Below are 23,038 nucleotides of genomic sequence, written 5' to 3'. Positions count from 1 at the left end.
CATGGACAGTCCAGGACGGCGCACTGAGGACAGCGCCGGGAGCGTACCTGCTATGCGGCGGGTTCACATCGAGCTGTACCCCAGGGTCAGGGGGCCAACTCGGCGAGCGTCAGCGTGAACGCCCCGGAGGCCATGCGCTGACCGTTCACCATCACCTCCACCCGATGCTCCCCGGCGTAATGCACGCGGGTGGTGAAGTTGCGCAGGGCGCGCCGGATGCGGATGGGCAGCGATGCGCCGGCCGGCAGGGTGACCGTCTTGAGCTTGAAGACCTTGGGCGAGGCAGCGCCATTCTTTTTCACGTAATGGACGACGTAGTCCACCACGAGCCGCTGCTCCGACGAAGCCAGCGAGCGCAGATCAAACCGAATCTCGACTTCGCCTCCCAGCGCGACCGTCGACGGACTGATGGACAGCGACTCCACCGCCACCTCCGCGCCGTCGCTGGCGCCAATCAGACGCAGTGCCCGCGGGTCGCCCTTCTTGATCTGGCTGCGCAGCGCATGCTTGACGATCCAGGCGCAATGGGCGTGGTCCAGCTCCCAGTCGTTCACATGGGCGAAGACCCAGTCGGGATGGTCCTTGGTGATGTCGTTCAGGCTGTTGGCCACCGAGCGGCGCACGTAGAGGCTGCTGTCCTGACGCAGCGTGCGCAGCAGCGGCGCCAGCGGCGTGGGATCCGCCACCAGCGGCTCCAGGCGGAAGGACCAGGGCAGGCGGGGGCGGCATCCTTCGCTGGCCAGACGCCGCACATGCTCATTGCGGTCTTCCGCCCAGGTCCGCATCACCCGCAGCGTGCCGTCCAGGTCCTGACGCAGAAAGGGACGGACAGCAAATTCAGCGGTGCCGTAGGGCGTGAGCCGGCGCAGCGCCTTGAGAGACCTTGTCGGATCCGCCAGGCCGAAACTGGCCACGAAATCCCCCAGCGCCATGTTGAAAAAGGCGCCGCTCAGACGCGGACCGGCGTCCACCACCACCGCCAGCTGCTCCGCATAGCTGCCGGGCAGCGCCAGCGCCAGGCTCTCGGCCACCCGGTGCACCCGCTGCAGGATGGAGAGGTCGTCCAGGCCGTCGGTGGCTTTCGCCAGAAAGCGGCGGCGGTCAAAGGACGGCGTGAGGGCCTGGAAGTGTCCGGCGGCTTCCCGCAGGGCGGTCGGGTTGATCAGGTCCTTGAGCAGGGGGGCGGAAGTGTCGAGCGGCATGGCGGGTCCCGTGGAAGCCGGCAGCCTAACCGCATCCCTGTCAGAGGGTGTCAGCAATCCTGTACAAGCCGGCCGCGCACCGCTGCTTCACAATCCTGCCCCATGAGCAAGAAGGGTTCACACGTGAGCGAAACGCCGGCCACCCAGTGGCTGCGGCAACACACCATCGCCTTTGGCGAGCATGTCTACGACTATGTCGACCATGGCGGCACCGCCGAGTCGTCCCGGCAGCTGGGCGTGCCGGAACATGAGGTGGTGAAGACGCTGGTCATGCAGGATGAGAAGGCCCAGCCGCTGATCGTGCTGATGCATGGCGACTGCACCGTCAGCCTCAAGGAGCTGGCCCGGCAGATCCCCTGCAAGAAGGTGGAGCCCTGCAAGCCGGATGTGGCGCAGCGCCACAGCGGTTACATGGTCGGTGGCACCTCGCCTTTTGGCACCCGCAAGGCGATGCCGGTGTTCGTGGAGGCCGGCATCCTGGCGCTGCCCCGCATCCTGATCAATGGCGGGCGGCGCGGTTATCTGGTGAGCATCGAACCAAGGGTTTTGACGGAGTTGCTGGGCGCGCGGCCCGTCGAGTGCGCTCTGAAGTCCGGGGCAGAATAACGCCCCATGCAAGACGCTCTGTTTTCCGTTGCGGCGATCATCGCCGGTTATCTGTTTGGTTCCCTGTCCTTTGCCGTCATCATCAGCCGGATGATGGGGCTGTCGGACCCGCGCAGCTATGGCTCCGGCAATCCTGGCGCCACCAATGTGCTGCGCTCGGGCAACAAGGCGGCGGCCATCCTGACCCTGCTGTTCGATGCCCTCAAGGGCTATGTACCGGTGGTGCTGGTGCATCACTACGGCCCGGCCTACGGCATGGAAGAGGGCACGGCCGCGCTGGTGGGTCTGGCGGCCTTCATCGGCCATCTGTGGCCGGTGTTCTTCCGCTTCCAGGGCGGCAAGGGCGTGGCCACCGCGGCGGGTGTGCTGCTGGCCATCAATCCCTGGCTGGGTCTGGCCACGCTGCTGACCTGGATCATCATTGCCTACTTCTTCCGGTATTCGTCGCTCGCCTCCCTCAGTGCGGCCGTGTTCGCGCCCTTCTATCAAATGCTGATCTGGGGCGTGGGACCGGAGCTGATCGCGATTGTGCTGATGAGTCTGCTGCTGATCTGGCGCCACGAGGCCAACATCCGCAAGTTGATGGCGGGCACCGAAAGCAAGCTGGGCCAGAAGGCGGCCGGCGCGGCTCCTGCGGGTGCGGGTGCCGGCAAGGCCAAAGGCAAGGCCCATGCGCACTCTCACAACAAACCTCACAGCAAATGAGCAACATCGAACGCTTTGACGTCGGTCCCCGACTGTCCGAAATGGCCGTGCACAACGGCGTCGTGTATCTGGCCGGCCAGGTGCCGGATGACGCCACGCAAGACATTAAGGGCCAGACGGCCCAGGTGCTGGGCATGGTGGACCGGCTGCTGGCGCGTGTCGGGTCGGACAAGACCAAGATTCTGCGGGCGCAGCTCTACATCAAGGATCTGGCAGACCTGGCGGGCATGAATGAGGCGTGGGACGCCTGGGTGCCGGCCGGCCACACGCCGCCGCGGGCGACGGTGCAGGCGCACCTGGCCAAGCCCGAGTGGAAGATCGAAGTCGTCGTGACGGCAGCTGTCTAGATAAGCCCCCCAGGGGGCGCCGCCCGGCGGCCTGGCAAAGCCAGTTCCGCGGGCGTGGCTCTGTTGTTACGGGGCGTCTTGGAGTTCGAGGCCGAGCAGGGCGGGGTCACCGCTGCCCCGGCGCACCAGGACCGGTGGGTCCTCGGTCAGGTCAATCACGGTGGTGGGCTGCATCGCGCAGGCACCCGCGTTGATGATGACCTGCACCAGCTTGTCGTAGCGCTGCGTGATCTCGTCCGGGTCATTCAAGGGGTCCGTCTCGCCCGGCGGAATCAGCGTCGTGGCCAGCAGCGGCTGGCCGATCAGCGCCAGCAAGTCCTGCGTCGTGCGATGGTCCGGCACCCGCAAGCCAATCGTGCGACGGGATGGATGCGACAGCCGACGCGGCACCTCCTTCGTCGCCTCCAGAATGAAGGTGAACGGGCCCGGCGTCGCATTCTTCAGCAGGCGGTACTGCTTGTTGTCCACGCGGGCATAACCGCCCAGCTCACTGAGGTCGCGGCACAGCAGCGTCATGTGATGCTTGTCATCCACGCCGCGAATCCGCCGCAGCGCTTCCGCCGCCGATTTGTCGTCCAGGCGGCAGACCAGGGCATAGCTCGAGTCGGTCGGGATGGCGCCGATGCCGCCCTGGTCCAGAATCTGCGCCGCCTGGCGCAGGAATCGGGCCTGAGGATTGTCGGGATGGACTTCAAAGATCTGGGCCATGGTGGGCGGTGATTCCGTGAGTCTTGGTTGGATTCAATGCAGTCAAGGCACTCAGTGCGTGCCATGCATTCAATGGGCGGACGGCCAGTGGATGCGATCACCCAGCACGCTCCAGACCGGTGTGAGGCGGCCAGACAGGTGATCCTCCAGCTTGCCGAGGTCCACACGGCTTTCTGCCGGACTGTGGAAGTCCGAGCCGCGCGAAGCGAGCAGGTCAAACTCCAGCGCGGTGTCGGTGTACTGCAGCACATCCGCGGCCGTGTGGCTGCCGGTCACGACTTCAATGCCCCGGCCGCCATGCGCAATGAATTCGGTGATGAGCGCATATTCCTCGGTTGGGGTGAAGCCGTAGCGTCCCGGATGCGCAATCACCGCCAGACCGCCGGCCTCACGGATCCACCGGACGGTGTCTGCCAGCGTGGCCCACTTATGCGGCACAAAGCCCGGCTTACCCTCGGTGAGGTAACGGCGGAAGACCTCCGGCACATCGGTGCAATGGCCGGACTCAACGAGGAAGCGGGCAAAGTGGGTGCGGGAAATCAGCTCCGGATTCCCGGCGTACTTGAGCGCGCCTTCATAGGCGCCAGGGATGCCGGCGCGGGCCAGGTCATCCGACATGTCCTGCGCACGGGCGCCGCGGCCGCCACGGGTGGCCCGCAAGCCGCTTTGCAGTTGTTCGTTGGTGTGATCGAAACCGAGTCCCACGATATGCACCACCTTGCCGGCAAAGGTCACCGAGACCTCCACACCGGTGATGTAGGGCAAGCCCTGCGCCCGGGCAGCATTGATGGCACGCTGCTGGCCGCCGATCTCGTCGTGGTCCGTCAAGGCCCAGAGTTCGACGCCGTGGGCCTTGGCCCGCGCCGCCAGCAGTTCCGGCGTGAGGGTGCCGTCCGACACCACGGAGTGGCAGTGCAGGTCGGCGTTGGACAGGGCATGCAGAGGTGTGTTCACCCCACCGATTCTAGGAGCCCCATCAGGCTGGAGCGTTCGGGGCTGCCGAAGCCCCGCCTGCGGTCCACGAAATAGCGGCTGGGACCGGTGCCACACTTGGCCACGTGCTTGGGTTCGGCAAGGGCCGCGGACAGGGCCCGGACGCCGTCGAACATGCCCGGCTGCACCTGCACCACGCCTGCACTGAGCGTGGGCAGCGGATTGAAGGATTCCTGGTTCTGGCGGTTGAGGGTGATGTAGCCGCCGAGCGCGAGATGCTCCGCCGAGAAGAAGGGGCGCACCTGGCGGTCAAACTCGCGGCACACCTGCTGGAGGCGGGCGGTCCAGTCAGTGGAGCTGAGCACCATGACGAAATCATCGCCGCCGATGTGGCCGATGAAATCGAGCTCGGGGTCGGCCGCACCAATCAGGATCTGGGCGCAGAGTTTGATGATGTCGTCGCCGGCCGCGTAGCCGTACACATCGTTGAAGGGCTTGAAGTGGTCGATGTCCCAGGCGACGGCCACGAAGTCGCCGCCCTCCTGGAGCAGGGCGTCCAGGTGCAGGTCGGTGGGCACGTTGCCAGGCAGCAGGGTCAGCGGGTTGGCATAGCGGGCGCTGTGCACCTGCAGGTCGGAGACGGCCTTGAGGAGGTCGGTGCTGCGGCCGGTGCCGAAGTATTCGCCGTCGCGGGTGACGATGAAGCCGTCCACCATCAGCCGGTCGTCCAGGCTGGCGATGGCTTCGCTCATGTCACGCAGGGAGGTGCTGGCGTCGAAGATGAGCGGCTGGGCATCCATCAGGGCGGTGCAGCTGCGTTTTTCGTGGATGTCCATGAAGTACCGCTCCGCGCTGCGTTTGAGCACCTGCAGGGAGCGCAACAGGCCGATGGGACGGTTGGCGGCATCAAGCACCGGCATGGAGAAGAGCTGCTCATCGCGCTGGAACATGTCCACCACCGCCTGGCAGGAGAGCTTGGGCGTCACGGTGTGACTCCGGCGCGCCAGCTGCGCGGCGGTGGTGATGGCATCGGGCGGCAGGCGGCGCCAGTCGGCGGAGCGGCGGCGGTGTTCCGGGGCCAGCAGGGCATCGACTTCGGCCCGCAAGGCGTTGCGCGGTGAGGCGCAGGGGCGGGCCAACAGGTAGCCCTGACACACCGGAACACCGAGGCGGCGCAGCACCGTGAGGTCACTGAGCTGTTCCAGGCCTTCCGCGACGACGGTGCAGCCGCTGGTGGCCGCCATCTCCAGGATGGAGCGGACAAACTGCTGCTTGAGCGGGTCCTGGGCAATGCCGTCGATGAAGTGCCGGTCGATCTTGACGAAGTCCGGGCGGATGTCCATCCAGCGCTTGAGGCTGGCGAAGCCTTCGCCGAGGTCGTCCAGGGCCACGACGAATCCCAGTTCACGCAGGCTGCGCATGCTGTCCTGCAGACGCTCAGGCTCAAGGATGGGGCGGGTTTCGGTGAGCTCGATGACGACGCGGGAGGCGGGAATGTCGAGCTGGGCAAATTCGCGGGCGATGAGGGCGCCTTGTTCGCCGGTGGCGAGCAGGGTGTCGGCGGTGAGGTTCAGGAAGAGCTGGCCGGGGAGGTTGAGTTCCTTGAAGCGCCGCAGGGCGCGGCGGACGACCAGCCGCTCGAGCTCGACCAGGCGGCCGAGGCGGGCGGCGGTTTCAAAGAGAACCAGCGGGGAATGGAGGGGACTGTCGGCGGGGCCGCGGGTGAGGGCCTCGAAGCCTAGGATCTGGGCGCGATCGACTTCGACCAGAGGCTGAAAATGGATGTCGAGGCGCGCGTCACGGATGACGGACGACAGGACCACGGCCAGCGGGTCGGGCGGGAGGAGATGGGTGGGCGGCATGACGGTCCAGGCGAGGGGCTGTCCCCATTTTTGGGGAGGCCTGTGTCATGCTGTTGACAAGTCGTTACCTGATGCGTGGGAGTGACATCGAGGTGTCATGGGGCGCCCTCAGACGGGGCTGAGGGGTTTGGGAAGGGCGCTGGCAAGCGCCGCTTCAAGGTGGATCCGTGAGGATCAGCGACGATCAGGTCGGCTTCGCGAGGTTCAGGCCTTGCGCTGGCTGAAGTCGCGCTCCGGGAAGAGGCGGGAGGTCAGGGCGCCCAGGCTTTCGTGCACGACGTCGACATTGGTCTCGTCGATGACGAGCTTGGTGACATTGGGACTCAGCGACTTGCGCAGCAGGCCCAGGAAGCGGGGGGCGGCCACGATGCGAAGCTGGGTGAAGTCGCCGTTGTTGTAGCCGTCATCCAGGGTGCGGGCAACGCGGGTCGAGAAGTCCATCGCTTCCTTGTGAAGCTCATCCACACCGGCGGACGAGGTGGTGCTGGTGCCCCGGCGGCCCTCGGCATCACGGCGCAGGTCGGCCTTGTCCGCGTGGGCGGCGGCGTCGGTCAGGGTGGTGACGTCCTCCAGGTCACCACCTTCTTCCGGCAGGCGCAACAGGCGGGCCACGCCTTCGTCAGCCACGAGCACCCAGAGTTTTCCGTCGTCTTTGTAGTTAGGCATGAGGGAGTCCTTTCCAAGGATTCAGAGATCGAGGGCTTGACGCTCCCCGCGTGCGGGTCGCCGTTGGGGTCTGCGTGCAAGGAGGGGTCAAGTGCTTGCTAACCTTGTGGGCGGCAAGTTGCATTCCTAGTCGGGCTCGGATCGGTGGAGGGAAGACATCGAAGGATTCTGATGGGGGTGGGTGGGCGCGGTGCAGCCGGAAAGCGCCAACCGGGCACCCTTTTCCTCCATGCCAGGGCCAGAGGCCCTGGCCCTCGCTAGGCACAAACAGTCCACTGGACTGTTTGTGTCCGAGCTCAGTCCTCCGTCCCCTTCGGGTCCTCCCCCTTGTATCTTCCCTCAAAACGGCTGGTCAGCTGTTGGTCAGTCTGGGCAGGCAGCCGCAGAATTGCAGGCAGGCTCATCAAGCCCGATTCCTCCTTGAGTTCGCAAGCTAATACTTACGGAAAAGGGCACCCGGTCGGCGCTTTCCTCCGACCGCGGACGTGGTGAAGGTGGGTGGTGTGCGGAGAGCGTGGCGTATCCATGCGGTGGTTCCGGGCACGGTCGTTGAAAGCTGCCTCCACCATCAAGACCGTTTTCGGGGTGGGCGACGGGCACCGCCCTTCTTCAAGGTGAGACCTTTCGGGGGATTCAGCCAAGGCAAACTTTGGGCATCATGGAGGGAATCTGGATTGCTGTGAGGGAGCCCCGCCTTCCCCGCGTGAGGACTTCAATATGGACACCGCCACCGAACCCCTGAGCCTTCATATCGTGTGCCCCGCCTGCGGCGCGAAGAACCGCGTGCCGCGCGACCGGCTGGCAGACGACCCCGATTGCGGCAAATGCAGCACACCATTGATGGCCCAGCGCCCCATGGACGTGTCCGCAGAAGTGTTCGACCGCTATGTGGCCGGCACGGAGCTGCCGGTGGTGGTGGACTGCTGGGCCGCCTGGTGTGGCCCCTGCAAGAGCATGGCGCCCCACTTCGAAAAGGCCGCAGAGATGCTGCCCGAACTGCGCTTCATCAAGCTGGACACCGACCTCGCACCCCGTCAGAGCAGTCAGTACAACATCCGCAGCATTCCCACACTGCTGCTGTTCCTGGACGGCAAGGAAATCGCGCGCCACGCCGGCGCCATTCCCTCCCAGGCCATCGTGGACTGGGTGCGCAGGTCGCTGGGCGCCTGAGCCTCCGCGGCCGGTACGTTCAAGCAGCGTCGAATGCTTATCTCCGCGGCTGCCCTCAGTCCGACAACCTCATGGGAGTGTCAATCGGCCATGGCCTCGACCACCATCTGGACGTTCTGCTGTCCCTGGTATTCATTGAGCGTCAGACGGTAGGCCAAGGTCACCCGCTCGGGCAGGGATTCAGTGCGGCCGAACCAGATGGCGTCACGCAACAGCGCGCCCTGGCGCAAGCGCAGCTTGAGGTGGCGCTCGCCGACAATGCGCTGATGCACCACCTGCACGCTGTCGCAGAACAGCGGTGCCTCAAAGGCTTGACCCCAGACCTGCGCTTCAAGCTCCTGAACGGTCTCGACGCAGAAAGCTTCTGCCGGCAAAGGTCCGTCCGTCCGCAAGGTGCGGGTGAGCGCGGCTTCATCCAGCCATTCAGCGGCCACCTGCTCGAAAGCAGTGCCAAACGCCTCAACGCCGCCCGGCGCCAGCGTGCAGCCCGCCGCCATCGCGTGGCCGCCGAACTTGCGCAGCAGGTCCGGGTGACGCTTGGAGACGAGGTCGAGCGCATCCCGCAGGTGGAATCCCGGAATGGATCGGCCCGAACCCTTGAGCTGGCCGTCCGCACCCCGCGCAAAGACAAACACCGGCCGGTGCAGCCGGTCCTTGATGCGCGACGCGACGATGCCCACCACGCCTTCGTGGAAGTCCTCGTCAAACAGCGCCAGCGCGGGCGGCGGCGCACCGTTCAGGCGCGGATCGTCCATCAGACGGTCCAGCAGCGCCAGCGCCTGCTCCTGCATGCCAGCTTCAATGTCGCGCCGCTCGCGATTGATGCGATCCAGTTCCTTGGCCAGCTCCAGCGCCTGCGCGCTATCTTCCGTCGTCAGGCAGGTGATGCCCATGGTCATGTCAGCCAGGCGACCCGCGGCATTGATGCGGGGCCCCAGCGCGAAGCCAAGGTCAAAGCTGTTGGCCCGCAGCGGGTCGCGTGCCGCCGCAGTGAACAGCGCCGCCACACCCGGCTGCATGCGGCCCGCGCGCATGCGGCGCAGACCCTGCGCCACCAGGCGACGATTGTTGGCGTCCAGCTTGACGACGTCTGCCACGGTGCCCAGCGCCACCAGGTCCAGCAGGCCATCCAGGCGCGGCTGCGCCCCATCCGGATAAGCACCCCGGCGACGCATCTCGCCGCGCAGGGCCAGCAGCACGTAGAAGGCCACGCCCACGCCCGCCATGTTCTTGCTCGGAAAGGTGCAGCCCGGCTGGTTCGGATTGACCAGCGCATCCGCCTCCGGCACCGTTGCCACCCCGTCCGCATCCACCGCCGGCAGGTGGTGGTCGGTGACCAGGACCTTCAAACCCATGGCGCGCGCATGCGCCACGCCAGCATGGCTCGCAATGCCGTTGTCCACCGTGACCAGCAGCTGCGGCTGGTGCTGCAGGGCCAGGTCCACGATGGTCGGCGTCAGGCCATAGCCGTGCACCGCGCGGTCCGGCACCACATAACCAACCGAGCCCGGACGCGCACCCAGCATCGCCAGCCCACGCAGCATGACCGCACAGGCCGTCGCGCCGTCACAGTCATAGTCGGCCACGATGCAGATGCGGTCCCCGGCCAGCAAGGCGTCCGCCAGCAGCGTCGCCGCAGCCTCGATGCCCAGCAGGCCGTCCGGCGGCAGCAGGTGCTTGAGATCAGCGTCCAGCTCGACGGCAGAGACCACCCCCCGCGCCGCCAGCAGCCTTGCCAGCAGCGGCGAGAGACCCGCCTGTTGAAGGGCGAACACCGGGTCGGGCGGCACATCCCGCGTGAGGATGCGAGGGCCAGAGGGGCTGCGTGGTGCATTCATGGTCACAGCCCTTCCATCGCGTCGGACACTCGCACCGTCGGCGGTGTGAAGCGTTCTTTCAGGCGCTGCCAGCCGCCCACTTGTCGGCGCTCCCAGCGTCGCGACGAGCGCTCGCCGCAGAGGGTGAGCTTCAGCTCGCCACCGCCCCTGACGTGATGCAGCGCTTCCGACAGCAGGCCGCTGTCCAGCGCCTTCCAGGCTTCGCTCCAGGCATAGAGATCGCCCGTCATCATCGGCACGCGCAGACGATCATCCACGAGCAGATCCTCCGGCAGCGCATGACCGCGGTCCCGGCCGCAGCCGCTGATCCATGCCGCGTTGACCGGCCGCAGACCGCGCGCTTCCCGCTCGGCATTCAGCGGCAGGCCATGCAGCACCATCTGCAGTTCATTCATGAGGGTGCGCAGTCGCCGACCGCGCGGCATCCAGGTCTCCACCCCGCGGTTCAGGATGCGGTCCGGGCTGGCGGCTTCCTGGCCGTCCAGCGAGGGATGCGACACCGCCCAGGCATCCGCCGCGAGCCAATGGGTCGCCCAACCCTCGTCCGCCGGAAACACCGACGGCGTCAGCGCGGTGAGAAAGGCGCGGGATTCGTTGTCCGTCAGCTGCAGGGTGTCCGCCCCCAGGGCCGTGACCTGATCCGTGCCCACCGCCAGATGCAGCGGCGTGATCAGGGCCCAGACCGCGTCCCCCGGCACCACGCCCGCCGCCTTCAGACGCCAGGCCGCCGTCGGGGGCAGGTCGTCGTCCACCCCCCGCAGGCGGGTCAGCACCCGCTCATGCGGAGGAAGCAAGGCGAGCTCATCGCCCTCCAGCGTGTCGGTGGCGGTCAGCAGACCCAGCAGGGCGCTCAGGGCCGGCAGCTCCAGCTCCCGCAGGGCCGCCTCCACGTGCGGTTCCTGGGCGCTGGCGTAGGGAATCAACAGATGCATGGGCGTGATTATCGGTCTCTGACGGTCATCAAGGTTTCACGCGACCTCTTCAAGCTATGGGGCCATGCTGACCGACACGCTTTTGGCCGCCGCTGTGTCCACCGAGCCGCCCCCTCCGGAGGCGGAAGAGGGCGGTTCCATCCGCGTGCGGACCGTGTGGATTTCCGACCTGCACCTGGGGACCCCCGGCTGCCAGGCCCGCGCCCTGCTCGAATTCCTCCGGGAGGTGGAATGCGAGCAACTGTTCCTGGTGGGCGACATCGTCGACGGCTGGCAGCTGCGCCGCAGCTGGTATTGGCCGCAGGCCCACAACGACGTGGTGCAGAAGCTGCTGCGCAAAGCGCGCAAAGGCTGCCGGGTGATTTATGTGCCGGGCAATCACGACGAATTCGCCCGCAAATACCTGAATCACAGCTTCGGCGGCATTGAGGTGGCCCATGAATGGATTCACGAAACCGCCGACGGCCGCAAGCTGTGGGTCACCCATGGCGACCTGTTCGACGGCGTGATCCAGTGCGCCAAATGGCTGGCCCATGTGGGCGACAGCGCCTATGAGTTCACCCTCAAGCTCAACCGCCATCTCAATTCCTTGCGGGCCCGCATGGGGCTGCCGTACTGGAGCCTGAGCAAATATCTGAAGCTCAAGGTCAAACGGGCGGTGTCCTACCTGAATGACTTCGAGGAAGCGCTCGCCAAGGAGGCCCGCAAGCGCGGTGTGCAGGGCGTTGTCTGCGGTCATATCCACCACGCCGAGCTGCGGGACATCGACGGCATCCTCTACGCCAATGACGGGGACTGGGTGGAGAGTCTCACCGCCCTGGTGGAGCACGCCGACGGCCATCTGGAAATCCTGGACTGGAGCGCGCGGCAGCGGGAGCGGGCCGACGCCGCCCTGAAAGCCGTCGCAGCCGTCGAAGCCCTGCGCACGCCGGCCTGAAGTCACTCTGGAGATTCCGGTCCGGCGCGAGATGGCGAGGCCGATGGCCGGAGTGCCAGGGACGTCGAGGGCGTCGATGGACGTTGAGAGACGTTAAGACACGCCGGGGGGTCGTCGCAGACAGGGGGTTCTTTCGGGTCATCGGGCTGTCACGATAGCTTCATAGAATGAGTTCATGACCTCGTCTGCCGTTTCCTTGCTTAACCGCGAACAAGCCATCCTCGAGTTCAACCGTCGTGTCCTGGCCCAGGCCCAGCGCCGGGACGTTCCGCTCCTGGAGCGGCTGCGCTACATCTGCATCGTGTCGTCCAACCTGGACGAGTTCTTCGAGGTCCGCTTCGCCGACATGCTCGATGCGCAGCGCGACGGTAGCGGTCTGGTCACCTCGCGGGACGTGGAACGCGTCGCCCGCGCCGCCCATGAGCTGATCGATCAGCAGTACGGCATCTTCAATGACCAGGTGATGCCGGAGCTGCGCGAGCACAGCATCCAGATCCTCAACCACGCCGACCGCACGACCGAGCAGCGCGCCTGGGTCGCCCGGTTCTTCGAGCGGGAAGTGCGGCCACTGCTGGTGCCGGTGGGCCTGGACCCGGCGCATCCGTTTCCGCAGGTGGCCAACAAGTCGCTGCACTTTGTGGCGCGGCTGTCGGGCAAGGATGCGCTGGGCCGCGACACCCGCATCGCCATCGTCAAGGTGCCGCGGGTCTTGCCCCGGGTCATCAAGCTGCCGCCGGAGATCAGCAGCGGCCGCCAGAGTTTTGTGCTGCTCACCAGCGTCATCCGCGCCCATCTGGAAGAACTGTTCCCGGGTCGGCAGGTGGAAGCGTTTTCGCAGTTCCGCGTCACCCGCGATTCGGACCTGGAGGTGGACGAGGAAGAAATCGCCAACCTGCGCCACGCGCTGCGCTCGGGACTCACCACCCGTCACTTCGGACGCGCGGTGCGTCTGGAAGTGGTGAACACCTGCCCGGAAGAGCTGTCGCGTTTCCTGCTGGAACAGTTTGCGCTGCCAGAGGCGGCGCTGTATCGCGTCAACGGACCGGTGAATCTGGTGCGGCTCAATGAGCTGATCGACCAGACCGATGCCGACGACCTGCGCTTCCAGCCCTACGAACCCAGCTGGCCCACTCGCCGCCTGCCGCGCGGCAAGTCGATTCTGGACAAGCTGCGCAGCAAGGGCGACATCCTGCTGCACCATCCCTTCGAGAGCTTCGACCCGGTGGTGCAACTGCTGCGCGAGGCGGTGGAAGACCCGGATGTGCTGGCCATCCAGCAGACGATCTACCGCACCGGCAGCCAGTCGGTGTTGGCCGATTTGCTGATCGAAGCGGCCCGCCGCGGCAAGGAAGTGCTGGCCGTGGTGGAGCTGAAGGCCCGCTTCGATGAAGAAGCCAACATCAACTGGGCCGAGCGGCTGGAGGCCGTGGGCGCACAGGTGGTGTATGGCATCGTGGGGCTCAAGACCCATGCGAAGCTGATGCTGATCACCCGGCGCGAAGGCGGGCGACTGCGCCGCTATGGGCATCTGTCCACCGGTAACTACAACCCCAAGACCGCGCGCTTCTACACCGACCTGGGTTACCTGACGGCGGACACCGATCTGACCGCCGACATGGACCTCGTCTTCCGCCAGTTGGCGTCACTGTCGAAGTTCAAGGCGCCGCGCAAACTGCTGCTGGCGCCGTTCAATCTGCATCGCACCATGTGCGAGACGCTGGCCCTGGTGGAGGCCGCTGCACGGCGCGGCGAGCCGGCGCGGGTGGTGCTCAAGATCAATGCGCTGACGGATGCGGAGCTGATCCAGTCCCTGATCAGCGCGGGCCAGGCGGGCGCGCGCATCGACCTGATCGTGCGGGGCGCCTGCATGCTGCCGCCGGGGTTGCCCGGCATCACGGACAACATCCTGGTGCGGTCGGTGGTGGGGCGCTTCCTGGAGCATTCGCGGATCTTCTATTTCCGCTGGGGCAAGACGGAGGCGGAAGAATCGCTATACCTCTCCAGCGCCGACTGGATGAGCCGCAACATGCTGCGCCGCATCGAGGTGGCATGGCCGGTGCTCGATCCCAAGCTGCGGCAGCGGGTGATCGATGAAGGGCTGGTGCCTTACCTGCACGACACGCGGGATGCGTGGCAGCTGCGCTCCGATGGCACCTCGCAGCGCGTCAATGGCGTGGACGGGATCAGTGCGCAGCAGGCACTGATGCAGCTGTTCCACGTCGAAGAGGAATGAGCGGCTGATCTGCGCAGCAGGCGCCGCTCTCCGTGGCCTTCGGTGTCGCGGTTGCATGCCTTGATGCAATCGGGGCGGCTGCTGCGGAGCCGGAGGGGGTGACCGCACCGCGCGCGGGTGGCGCCGAGAGAGTCCGAAGCACCCCGGCCGCGGCAAACAGCACCAGCACCGCCAAGGCGCGAAGCGCGGCGCTCAGCCGACCAGCTCCAGCTGCACCCGCCCGAGCTTCGCCCAGGCTTCCTGCTCCTCACGCAGCAGGTAGTGCGCCCGGGGATGGGCATCCGCCCAGCCCTTGGCCATCCGGATGGTGACGAGCGGCCCCTGCCGGCTCACATGCATCGCCGAGGCATCCACCTGTCCGCGTGCGTGGCACTTGATCGCCGCCAGCCGCAGGGCCAGCAGTTGCCAGGTCAGGCTGTCGTCCCGCAATTGATCGTCCAGCTTGCGCAGGCCGCCGCGCTGGCCCAGCGCCAGATCGCCCAGGCGCCGCAACTGGCTTTGCGAGAACCCCGGCGCATCCACATGGGACAGCAGATAGGCACTGTGCCGGTGAAAGTCATGGTGCGAGACCATCATGCCGATTTCGTGCAGCGCCGCGGCCCAGCCCAGCTCGCGACGCTGTTCTTCATCCGCCTTCGGCAGCAGCTGCTGATGCAGCTTCAAGGCCACCTCCTGCACCCGCTGCGCCTGAGACCGGTCCACCGCAAACCGGCGCTGCAGCTCGGCCACCGACTGATCCCGCATGTCGCGGCCGGTGCCAAGCAGCGCCGGGTCCAGGCGGGCTGCCAGATCGAAGACCACGCCCTGGCGCAGCGCTCCCTTGGCGGGCGCCAGCCGGTCGATGTCGAAGTGGGTCAGCAGGGTGTAGAGGATGCAGAGCCCGCCCGCCACCACCGCGCGGCGGTCGTCCTTGAGGCCGGCCAGCTTGAGCGCGTCGACATGACCCGCCGCCAGGCATTGCTGGATGCACCAGCGCAGGCCGTCCAGCGTGATCGTGCCGTCCGACACCTGATTCGCCGCCAGGATCTGCGCCACCGCCCCCACCGTGCCGGAAGAGCCCAGTGCGGCACGCCAGCGCGGCTGCGCCGTATGGCGCGCAAACTCGGTCAGCGCTTCCTCCAGCTCGGCCCCGGCCGCGACCTGCGCAGCGCGGAAGGCCTCCGCGGTGAAGCGGCCATCCGGGAAAAATCGCATCGACAGGCTGACACTGCCCACCTGGAAGGACTCCGCCTTCAGCGGCTGGGTGCCGCGGCCCAGGATCATCTCGGTGGATCGCCCGCCGATGTCGATCACCAGACGCGGATCTTCCGACGCCTGCAGCCGGCACACGCCCGCATAGATCAGCCGGGCCTCCTCACGGCCGGAGATGACTTCAATGGGGTGTCCCAGCACCTCCTGCGCCCGCTCCAGAAAGGCATTGCGGTTGCGCGCCTCGCGCAGGGTCTGGGTGGCCACCGCCCGGACCTGCCTGGCCGGTACGCCGTCCAGCCGCGCGGCAAAACGCCGCAGGCAGGCCAGGCCCCGTTCGGTGGCCTCTTCGGTCAGCATGCTCTGCGCGTCCAGGCCCGCGCCCAGGCGCACGGTTTCCTTCAGATAGTCCTGGCGCCGGTACTGGCCATGCTGCAGGTGGGCGATCTCCAGTCGGAAACTGTTGGAGCCCATGTCGATGGCGGCCAGGGTGGGGGGGACTTGCGCTTGATTCATGCGGCGCATTGTCGCGAAGAAACGGGATGTTTTCGTGGCAAGCGCATTTGGACACGCCCCCCTAGAATCGCCCAGCCCTTCAAGGAGACCTGCATGACGACCGAAGACTTCGACAGCCTGGTACCCAAGCGTTCTTTCAACCGTCGCGACTTTGTCGGGACGGCCGTGGGCAGCGGCTTTGCTGCCGCCGTGCTGCCGGTGAGCGCGCAGACCATCACCACCGACACACAAGGCCTGGAGGCCGGTCCGGTGACTGTGCCGGTAGGCGACTTTCAGATGCCCGCTTACGCTGCGTGGCCGGCCGGCAAGAAGAATGCGCCGGTGGTGCTGGTCATCAGCGAGATCTTCGGCGTGCATGAACATATTGCGGATGTCGCCCGGCGTTTTGCCAAGCAGGGCTACTTCGCCGTCGCGCCCGACCTGTTCGTGCGGCAGGGCGATGCCAAGGCAGTGACGGACATCGCCCGCCTGATGTCCGAGATCATCAGCAAGGTGCCCGACGAACAGGTCATGCGCGACCTCGACGCCACCGTCGCCTGGGCCAAATCCAAAGGTGGCAACACCGGACACCTGGGCATCACCGGTTTCTGCTGGGGCGGCCGCATCACCTGGCTGTTTGCCGCCCACAATCCCGCCGTCAAAGCCGGCGTGGCCTGGTATGGACGGCTGCAGGGCAGCTCCACGCCGCTGACGCCCAAACATCCGATCGACGTGGTGGGGCAGCTCAAGGCGCCGGTGCTGGGCCTGTATGGCGGGCAGGACGGCGGCATCCCGGTGGCCAGCGTCGCCGCGATGCAGGAAGCGTTGCAGCAAGGCAGCAAGGCGGCCAAGGCCAGTGAATTTGTCGTCTACAAGGACGCCGGCCACGCCTTCCATGCCGACTACCGCCCCAGCTACCGCGCCGACGCAGCCAAGGACGGCTGGGCGAAGTGCCTGGCCTGGTTCAAGCAGCACGGCGTCTGAGGCCTGGCCGTTCCGGCTTTTGACCGTATGGGCGAGGCTCGCACCGCCCGGCAGCGGGAGGGGCTTGACGAGTCTGAGACAATTTTGAGATCCCATACCGGCGCACCCTCCGTGGTGCGCCTTTTTTATCCATGACCCTGTTCTATATCCTGCTGGTCACCCTGGCCGGCGGCGTAGCGTCCGTCTCGATCGCGGCGATGCTGACGGTCGGCCTGCTGAGCCGCATCGTCAAGCACCTGGTGAGCCTGTCCACCGGGGTGCTGCTCTCCACCGCGCTGCTGCATGTGCTGCCGGAGGCCTTCGAGAGCGGTGCGGACCCGCACACCCTGTTCCTGGTGCTGCTGGGCGGGTTGATGTTCTTCTTCCTGCTGGAAAAAGCCGAGCTGTACCGGCATACCCACCACCATGAAGGCGACGGTCACCACCATCACCATCATTTCGACCAGGAGCAGGCCGGGCGGGGGGGACTGTCGGTGCTGGTGGGGGACAGCATCCACAATTTCTGCGACGGCATCATCATCGCGGCCGCCTTCCTCGCCGACCACCATCTGGGTTGGGTCACCGCCATGGCGATCGTGGCCCACGAGATCCCGCAGGAAGTCGGGGACTACATCGTCTTGCTGAATGCCGGCTTCTCGCGACGCAAGGCGCTGCTGTTCAATGCGATCTCGGGCTTGGCCGCGGTGGCCGGTGGCTTGCTGGGCTATTTCATCGTCGGCCCGTGGCAGGCGATGTTCCCCTATCTGCTCGTGGCAGCGTCCAGCAGCTTTGTGTATGTGTCGGTCGCCGATCTGATTCCGCAACTGCAGCGCCGGCTGCCGATGAAGGACACCGCTCTGCAACTGTTCTGGCTGGGCGTGGGGATTGCCTTTGTGGTCATCGTGGTGGGGGGCAAGCACAGCCACTGAGCGTCGCAGCCTCGGAGCCAGGGTCTGCGCGATTGACATTCGTCACCACGGGCGCACCATGACGGCGCCAGACTGGTGGGGTGGTCATGCCTTGACCCCGCCATTCGACTGACCCTGCAGACCCTGTATCAGGAGGCTCGCCATGTTCCAACGCATCCTCGTTCCGACCGATGGTTCCGACATCACCACCAAGGCCGTCGAGACCGCCGTGCAACTGGCCCGCTTTCATGGCGCCCGGCTGTTTGCCGTGAGCGTGAAGGAACCGTTCCCCTACAGCGCGGTGTCGGAAATGCAGCCGACGCCGCCCCAGGAATTCTTCGACGCGCAGGAGCGCATCGCCCAGGAGCGCCTGAGTCAGGTGGCTGCGGCTGCGCAGGCGGCGGGAGTGGAAGTGACGACGGAAAGCGTCGAGGCGCTGCACGCCTGGGAAGCCATCATTGAACATGCCGGCAAGGTCCAGGCGGACCTGCTGGTGATGGGCTCCCATGGCCGCAAGGGCTTCACCGCCTTGCTGCTGGGCAGCGAGACCCAGAAGGTGCTCAGCCACTGCCAGTTTCCGGTGCTGGTGGTGCGGTAAAGACGTCGGCGGAGCCTCAGGGCTGCGCCGCCACCGCATGAAGGGCCGCGACGGCGACGTGGCGTGTGGGTACCCCCGCAGGCGACACCTGCGCCGGCGTCAGCCGCGCGCCAGCGGCAGGCGTGGATCGGCGCTCCACTCGCTCCAGGAGCCGGGGTAGAGGCGACTGCCCGTCAGGCCAGCATGGTGCATCGCCAGCAGGTTGTGGCAGGCCGTCACGCCGGAGCCGCACTGGTGCACCGTCTGGGCGGCCGGGAAAGCGCCCAGCACCTGCTCGAACTCCGCTTTCAGTTCTGCGGCAGGTCGGAAGCGGCCACTGGCATCGAGATTGGTCTTGAAGAAGCGGTGGCTGGCGCCCGGAATGTGGCCGGCCTGCCGGTCCAGCGGCTCGACCTCCCCACGGAAGCGCTCCCCCGCACGGGCGTCGATGAGCCGCACCCGGCCGAGACCGGCCAGCAGTTCCTGTTTGGACCAGGGCTGCTCCAGCGGCGTCCCCGCGGCGAAGCTGCCCGGCCGAGCCGTGGGCATCTCGCGGCTGACACTGCCGCCAGCCGCCTGCCAGGCGGCGAAACCGCCATCCAGTACCGCCACGGCTTCATGGCCCAGCCAGCGCAGCATCCACCACAAGCGCGCGGCATACATGCCGTCCGCCGCGTCATAGGCCACCACCTGCTGGCCGGCTTGCAGCCCCAGGCGACGCATCTGGTTGGCAAAGGCCTCGCGCTCCGGCAACGGATGGCGGCCGAAGAACGTGTCACCCACTTGCCTGGGACCGCTCAGATCCCGGTCCAGATGCAGATAAAACGCCCCGGGAATGTGACCCACCGCATGCAAAGCCTCACCCTGATCGGTGTTGGCCAGGTCGAACCGCACGTCGATCACCAGCGGTGGCGTCGGGCTGTTCAACAGCGCTTGCAAGGCGGGCACATCAATCAGGCTGGTAGAGGCGGCGTGCGTCATGGTCGCAAAGACGTTGAGGGTCCGAGGGTCAGGATTCACTCACGGAGTGTTGCTCATCCTGCGGCGTATTGCGAGCCCGCAGCAGCGTCGCGCCCAGACCGGCCAGCACAATCAGTCCGATGCCGATCCAGGCCGACAGCGGGAGCAGGTCATTGAACAGCAGGACGCTGTAGAGCGCTGAGAACACGATGCCCAGATACTGCAGCGAGGCATTCACCAGGGGTTTGCCGATGCTGTAGGCGCGCGTCATCAGCAACTGCGCACCCGTGGCGAGCACGCCCACGGCCAGCAGCAGGGCGGCGCCCTTCCAGGTATGGCCATGCCAGCCGCCGGGGGTGCTCAGGCTGACCAGCGCCCCGGCCACCGCGCCGCCCATCGAGAAATAAAACACCACCCGGTATTCCGGCTCGCCGACGCGGCCCAGCGCCGTCACCTGCAGGTAGGCCATGGCGGACAACATGCCAGAGGCCAGGCCCGCCAGACCATGCCAGAACTGCTCTTCGCTCATGCTGGGGCGCAGCACCAGCGCGACACCGGCAAAGCCGATCAGCACCGTGGTGATCAGTCGGGGATCCACCCGCGCGCCGCCCATCATGACGGCACCACCGATCAGAAAGAGTGCCATCCAGATGGACGACATGTAGTTCAGCGTCATGGCGGTGGCCAGCGGCAGCTTGCTGATGGCATAGAACCAAAGCGACAGCGCGATCACCCCGGACAGGCTCCGCCAGAAGTGCATCGCCGGCACCTTCGTCCTGAGGCTCAGCCCCTGGGTGCGGGCCAGGGTGAACAGCACCAGCGTGCCAACGAGGCCGCGATACATCACGATCTCACCGGCGCTGTAGTGGAACTCGAGCGACGCCACCTTGACGCAGACGCCCATCGTGGCGAACAGCAGGGTCGCCAGCACCATCAGGAGGGAAGCAGACATGGCGCTGATTCTCTGCCCAAAGTGAAACGCCCCGCGAGGGCGGGGCGTGGTGGGCCTGCCGAAAGCCGGGCAGGGCGGGGCGGTCTGCGGACCGTGCGTTGGGCGCTCAGCGCTTCATCAAACCCCGATACCACTCATGGAAATGCTTCATGCCATCTTCCATGGGGGACTGGTAGGGACCGACTTCGTTGTCGCCGCGCTCCATCAGGGCCCGGCGCCCGGCGTCCATCCGCAGCGCGATCTCGTCGTCTTCCACGCAGGTTTCCATATAGGCGGCCTGCTGGGCCTCGACGAAGTCACGCTCGAAGGCGACGATTTCTTCGGGGTAATAGAACTCGACGATGTTGGTCGTCTTCTGCGGGCCACGCGGGAAGAGGGTGGAGATCACCAGCACGTTCGGATACCACTCCACCATGATGTGAGGGTAGTAGGTCAGCCAGATTGCGCCTTGGGCCGGTGCCTGGCCCTGGTTGAAGCCCAGCACCTGCTGATGCCACTTCTCATACACGGCCGAGCCGGGCTTGGTCAGTGCCTTGTTGACCCCGACGGTCTGCACCGAATAGTCGCGCGTGAATTCCCAGGCGAGGTCTTCGCAGGTCACGAACTGGCCCAGGCCCGGATGGAACGGACCGACGTGGTAGTCCTCCAGGTAGACCTCGATGAAGGTCTTCCAGTTGTAGTCGCACTCATGCACATGAATGCGGTCCAGCTGGTAGCCGGTGAAGTCCAGTGCGCCGCGCGGCCCCAGGCGGGACAGTTCGGCGGCGATGTCCCGGCCGTTGTCCTCGAACAGCAGACCGTTCCATTCCCGCACCCCATAACGGTTCAGATGCAGGCAAGGGTCCTGTTTGAAATGGGGCGCTCCCACCAGCTCACCCTTGAGGTCGTAGGTCCAGCGGTGCAGCGGGCAGACGATGTTGCTGCGGGTATTGCCGCGCCCACGCAGCATCACCGCCTGGCGGTGGCGGCAGATGTTGGAGATGAGTTCCACCCCCTGCGGGCCCTCCGCACGGCGGACGAGGGCACGGCCTTCACCCTCCTGCGGGAGGGCGTAGTAGTCGCCGACCTCGGGCACCGCAAGCGCGTGCCCCAGGTAGCGGGGACCGTGCTGGAAGATCAGTTCCTGTTCCCGGCGGAACAGGTCCTCATCGAAGTAGGAAGTGACAGGCAGCTGGGTGACTGTGGGGGCCGTGCTGCGTTCAAGGGCGCTGAGAGGGATGCTCAGGTCGGACATGATCCAAGAGGGTCTCCAAGAAACCAATGTCAACCGTGACCGGCCACCCCCCAGATCGGGTAAGCCGGAATGTTGGACGTAAAGGACAGAATTCACGGCGCCTGGCCCGAACCGGCTCTTCGAGCGGTGTCAGGCCGTGCGCTGCCCTCAGGGAGGACCACAAAAAATGCGGTCAAGCCAGGGCAACCACGGCCTGAAAAGGCCGCAGATCGAAGGGAGGTGGGCAACGCGCCGCAAGGGGAATCGATCATTGTACCCGGCCCCGTCCGCCCCGTCCCTTCGGTACGGGCTTTGCGCGTCCTTCCGTGATCAGGCGCGGTATTTGCCCTCTCTCGCCCCTTTCGTCCCACCTTTCAGAGTGGGACACAATCCAGTTGCCTATCCCCCACAGGTCTGACGCAGGACCCCCAGGGTGGGATGCTTACAATCGGTTTTTTCGCGTTTTGAAATGAGCAAGCCTTCCGCAAGCGACCAGATCCATGCCTCGTCGGCATCGCAGCCCGAGCAAGGCCCGCCGGTCGGCCCGGAACCGGTCAGTTATGAACTGGCGGTGGACGAGCTCGAGCGGCTCATCCAGTCGATGGAGGCGGGCCAGCTTCCGCTCGACCAGCTGCTGGCCAGTTATCAGCGGGGCGCAGAGTTGCTGAAATTCTGCCGGTCCCGCCTGCAGGTCGTTGAACAACAAGTACAAGCGCTGGAAGGTGGCGAGATGCGGCCTTGGGGAGAAGCATAAGTGGATGCAGGTGTGTTCGATCATTGGGTGAAGCGGTCTCTGCTGGACGTCGAATCGGCGCTGGAAGTCTGGGTGCCTGAAAGTGCGCCGGCCGGTCTGGGCGAAGCCATGCGCTATGCGGTGCTGGGCGCCGGCAAGCGGCTGCGTCCGCTGCTGGTGCTGGCAGCGGCCGAGGCGGTCAACGGCCAGCGTGAAGCGGCCTTGCGGGCGGCCTGCGCGGTGGAATTGATCCACGCCTATTCGCTGGCCCATGACGACATGCCCTGCATGGACAACGACGTGCTGCGCCGGGGCAAACCCACGCTGCATGTGAAGTATGGTGAGGCGCAGGCCATGCTGGCGGGTGACGCCATGCAGGCGCTGGCCTTTGATGTGCTGACGCCTGACACCGGCGTGGCGCCGGCCCTGCAGGCGCGGCTGTGCCGTCTGCTGGCCCGCGCCAGCGGCTACGACGGCATGGCCGGCGGTCAGGCCATCGACCTGGCCAGCGTCGGCAAGCCGCTCGACGAAGCCCAGCTGCGTGACATGCACCGCCGCAAGACCGGCGTGCTGCTGCAAGCCAGCGTGCTGATGGGCGCTGCCTGTGGCGATGTCTCCGACGTGGCCTGGCAGTCGCTGAGCGATTACGGCGCGGCCATTGGCCTGGCCTTCCAGGTGGTGGACGACATCCTGGACGTGACGCAAGATTCTGAGGTGCTGGGCAAGACAGCCGGCAAGGATCAGGACAGCAACAAACCCACCTACGTGAGCGTGCTCGGCCTGGAGGCCGCCCGCGCTTACGCGCTCCAGCTGCGCGATCAGGCCCACAAGGCCCTGGCTGCAAGCGGCCTGGCCGACACCGCCTGGCTCAGCCTGCTGGCTGACAAGGTCGTTGAACGAGACAACTGAA

At 66.3% G+C, this 23,038-nt stretch carries 22 protein-coding genes; 11 read left to right on the top strand and 11 right to left on the bottom strand.

All coding sequences use genetic code 11. The features are described from left to right. Window positions 1–86 precede the first annotated feature (86 nt). A complete protein-coding gene (locus FHS28_RS18150; protein ID WP_088454293.1) occupies window positions 87–1,202 on the bottom strand; it encodes a DNA alkylation repair protein in 1,116 nt (371 codons plus the stop codon). A 102-nt stretch (window positions 1,203–1,304) separates the two neighbouring features. On the opposite strand from FHS28_RS18150, the gene FHS28_RS18145 reads away from it, so the two are divergent. Genes FHS28_RS18145 through FHS28_RS18135 form a run of 3 tightly spaced genes read left to right on the top strand, consistent with a single transcriptional unit; the run spans window position 1,305 to window position 2,860 of the window. Continuing rightward, window positions 1,305–1,808 carry an aminoacyl-tRNA deacylase gene (locus tag FHS28_RS18145; protein ID WP_088454294.1) on the top strand — a complete coding sequence of 168 codons (504 nt, stop codon included), beginning with the start codon at window positions 1,305–1,307 and terminating at the stop codon, window positions 1,806–1,808. Window positions 1,809–1,814: 6 nt separating this feature from the next. After that, on the top strand, window positions 1,815–2,513 hold the full coding sequence (gene plsY, locus FHS28_RS18140) for a glycerol-3-phosphate 1-O-acyltransferase PlsY (RefSeq protein ID WP_088454295.1): 699 nt from the start codon (window positions 1,815–1,817) through the stop codon (window positions 2,511–2,513). Continuing rightward, window positions 2,510–2,860: a RidA family protein gene (locus FHS28_RS18135; protein ID WP_088454296.1), complete on the top strand. Its 351-nt coding sequence runs from the start codon at window positions 2,510–2,512 to the stop codon at window positions 2,858–2,860. The genes plsY and FHS28_RS18135 overlap by 4 nt, the downstream gene beginning before the upstream one ends. 66 nt (window positions 2,861–2,926) lie before the next feature. Here FHS28_RS18135 and FHS28_RS18130 read toward each other — a convergent pair whose 3' ends face one another. The 4 genes from FHS28_RS18130 to FHS28_RS18115 all read right to left on the bottom strand — a co-directional run bounded on the left by FHS28_RS18130 (window position 2,927) and on the right by FHS28_RS18115 (window position 7,029). Next, entirely contained in the window at window positions 2,927–3,568 is a 642-nt protein-coding gene (locus FHS28_RS18130; RefSeq protein WP_088454297.1) for an L-threonylcarbamoyladenylate synthase, read from the bottom strand. A gap of 69 nt (window positions 3,569–3,637) precedes the next feature. Then, window positions 3,638–4,522: a 3',5'-nucleoside bisphosphate phosphatase gene (locus FHS28_RS18125; RefSeq protein ID WP_375140776.1), complete on the bottom strand. Its 885-nt coding sequence runs from the start codon at window positions 4,520–4,522 to the stop codon at window positions 3,638–3,640. Next, window positions 4,519–6,363, bottom strand: a complete 1,845-nt coding sequence (locus tag FHS28_RS18120) for a bifunctional diguanylate cyclase/phosphodiesterase (RefSeq protein WP_088454298.1) — start codon at window positions 6,361–6,363, stop codon at window positions 4,519–4,521. The genes FHS28_RS18125 and FHS28_RS18120 overlap by 4 nt, the downstream gene beginning before the upstream one ends. 204 nt (window positions 6,364–6,567) lie before the next feature. Then, window positions 6,568–7,029: a host attachment protein gene (locus FHS28_RS18115; protein WP_088454299.1), complete on the bottom strand. Its 462-nt coding sequence runs from the start codon at window positions 7,027–7,029 to the stop codon at window positions 6,568–6,570. Window positions 7,030–7,746: 717 nt separating this feature from the next. Between FHS28_RS18115 and trxC the strand changes: the two genes are divergently transcribed. After that, window positions 7,747–8,199, top strand: coding sequence for a thioredoxin TrxC (gene trxC, locus FHS28_RS18110; protein WP_088454300.1), 453 nt, complete (start codon window positions 7,747–7,749; stop codon window positions 8,197–8,199). A gap of 80 nt (window positions 8,200–8,279) precedes the next feature. Here the strand turns inward: trxC and recJ are convergent, their stop codons facing one another. Both recJ and FHS28_RS18100 read right to left on the bottom strand, forming a co-directional pair. Next, a complete protein-coding gene (gene recJ / locus FHS28_RS18105) occupies window positions 8,280–10,037 on the bottom strand; it encodes a single-stranded-DNA-specific exonuclease RecJ (RefSeq protein WP_088454301.1) in 1,758 nt (585 codons plus the stop codon). Window positions 10,038–10,039: 2 nt separating this feature from the next. Beyond that, window positions 10,040–10,969, bottom strand: coding sequence for a hypothetical protein (locus FHS28_RS18100; protein WP_088454302.1), 930 nt, complete (start codon window positions 10,967–10,969; stop codon window positions 10,040–10,042). Window positions 10,970–11,033: 64 nt separating this feature from the next. Here FHS28_RS18100 and FHS28_RS18095 point away from each other — a divergent pair, with 64 nt between their 5' ends. Together FHS28_RS18095 and ppk1 are read left to right on the top strand one after the other, a co-directional pair. After that, window positions 11,034–11,906 (top strand): UDP-2,3-diacylglucosamine diphosphatase, encoded by an 873-nt coding sequence (locus FHS28_RS18095; RefSeq protein ID WP_088454303.1) that lies wholly within the window; start codon window positions 11,034–11,036, stop codon window positions 11,904–11,906. Window positions 11,907–12,081: 175 nt separating this feature from the next. Beyond that, the gene (gene ppk1 / locus FHS28_RS18090) at window positions 12,082–14,139 is read left to right on the top strand and encodes a polyphosphate kinase 1 (protein ID WP_088454304.1); all 2,058 of its coding nucleotides are present in this window, start codon (window positions 12,082–12,084) and stop codon (window positions 14,137–14,139) included. A 192-nt stretch (window positions 14,140–14,331) separates the two neighbouring features. On the opposite strand, the gene ppx is transcribed toward ppk1, so the two are convergent. After that, window positions 14,332–15,843, bottom strand: a complete 1,512-nt coding sequence (gene ppx / locus FHS28_RS18085; protein ID WP_246410342.1) for an exopolyphosphatase — start codon at window positions 15,841–15,843, stop codon at window positions 14,332–14,334. Between the two features lie 93 nt (window positions 15,844–15,936). Here ppx and FHS28_RS18080 point away from each other — a divergent pair, with 93 nt between their 5' ends. The 3 genes from FHS28_RS18080 (at window position 15,937) to FHS28_RS18070 (ending at window position 18,291) form a co-directional block, all read left to right on the top strand. Continuing rightward, a complete protein-coding gene (locus FHS28_RS18080; RefSeq protein ID WP_088454306.1) occupies window positions 15,937–16,806 on the top strand; it encodes a dienelactone hydrolase family protein in 870 nt (289 codons plus the stop codon). Window positions 16,807–16,937: 131 nt separating this feature from the next. After that, window positions 16,938–17,714, top strand: coding sequence for a ZIP family metal transporter (locus tag FHS28_RS18075; RefSeq protein WP_088454307.1), 777 nt, complete (start codon window positions 16,938–16,940; stop codon window positions 17,712–17,714). A 142-nt stretch (window positions 17,715–17,856) separates the two neighbouring features. After that, window positions 17,857–18,291: a universal stress protein gene (locus tag FHS28_RS18070; protein ID WP_088454308.1), complete on the top strand. Its 435-nt coding sequence runs from the start codon at window positions 17,857–17,859 to the stop codon at window positions 18,289–18,291. Between the two features lie 99 nt (window positions 18,292–18,390). On the opposite strand, the gene FHS28_RS18065 is transcribed toward FHS28_RS18070, so the two are convergent. The 3 genes from FHS28_RS18065 to FHS28_RS18055 all read right to left on the bottom strand — a co-directional run bounded on the left by FHS28_RS18065 (window position 18,391) and on the right by FHS28_RS18055 (window position 21,416). After that, window positions 18,391–19,251: a sulfurtransferase gene (locus FHS28_RS18065; protein WP_088454309.1), complete on the bottom strand. Its 861-nt coding sequence runs from the start codon at window positions 19,249–19,251 to the stop codon at window positions 18,391–18,393. Between the two features lie 28 nt (window positions 19,252–19,279). Further along, a complete protein-coding gene (locus tag FHS28_RS18060) occupies window positions 19,280–20,182 on the bottom strand; it encodes a DMT family transporter (protein ID WP_184295153.1) in 903 nt (300 codons plus the stop codon). A 106-nt stretch (window positions 20,183–20,288) separates the two neighbouring features. Continuing rightward, the gene (locus FHS28_RS18055; RefSeq protein WP_088454310.1) at window positions 20,289–21,416 is read right to left on the bottom strand and encodes an aromatic ring-hydroxylating oxygenase subunit alpha; all 1,128 of its coding nucleotides are present in this window, start codon (window positions 21,414–21,416) and stop codon (window positions 20,289–20,291) included. Between the two features lie 448 nt (window positions 21,417–21,864). Between FHS28_RS18055 and xseB the strand changes: the two genes are divergently transcribed. Together xseB and FHS28_RS18045 are read left to right on the top strand one after the other, a co-directional pair. Continuing rightward, window positions 21,865–22,149, top strand: a complete 285-nt coding sequence (gene xseB / locus FHS28_RS18050; RefSeq protein ID WP_088454311.1) for an exodeoxyribonuclease VII small subunit — start codon at window positions 21,865–21,867, stop codon at window positions 22,147–22,149. A 27-nt stretch (window positions 22,150–22,176) separates the two neighbouring features. Next, window positions 22,177–23,037, top strand: coding sequence for a polyprenyl synthetase family protein (locus tag FHS28_RS18045; protein ID WP_375140775.1), 861 nt, complete (start codon window positions 22,177–22,179; stop codon window positions 23,035–23,037). Window position 23,038: the final 1 nt, after the last annotated feature.

This window comes from Roseateles terrae (assembly GCF_014192155.1).
Classification (GTDB): Bacteria; Pseudomonadota; Gammaproteobacteria; order Burkholderiales; family Burkholderiaceae_C; genus Roseateles; species Roseateles terrae.
Note: the sequence above shows the minus strand (reverse complement) of the source record. Positions and strands in the feature narration are given on the sequence as shown.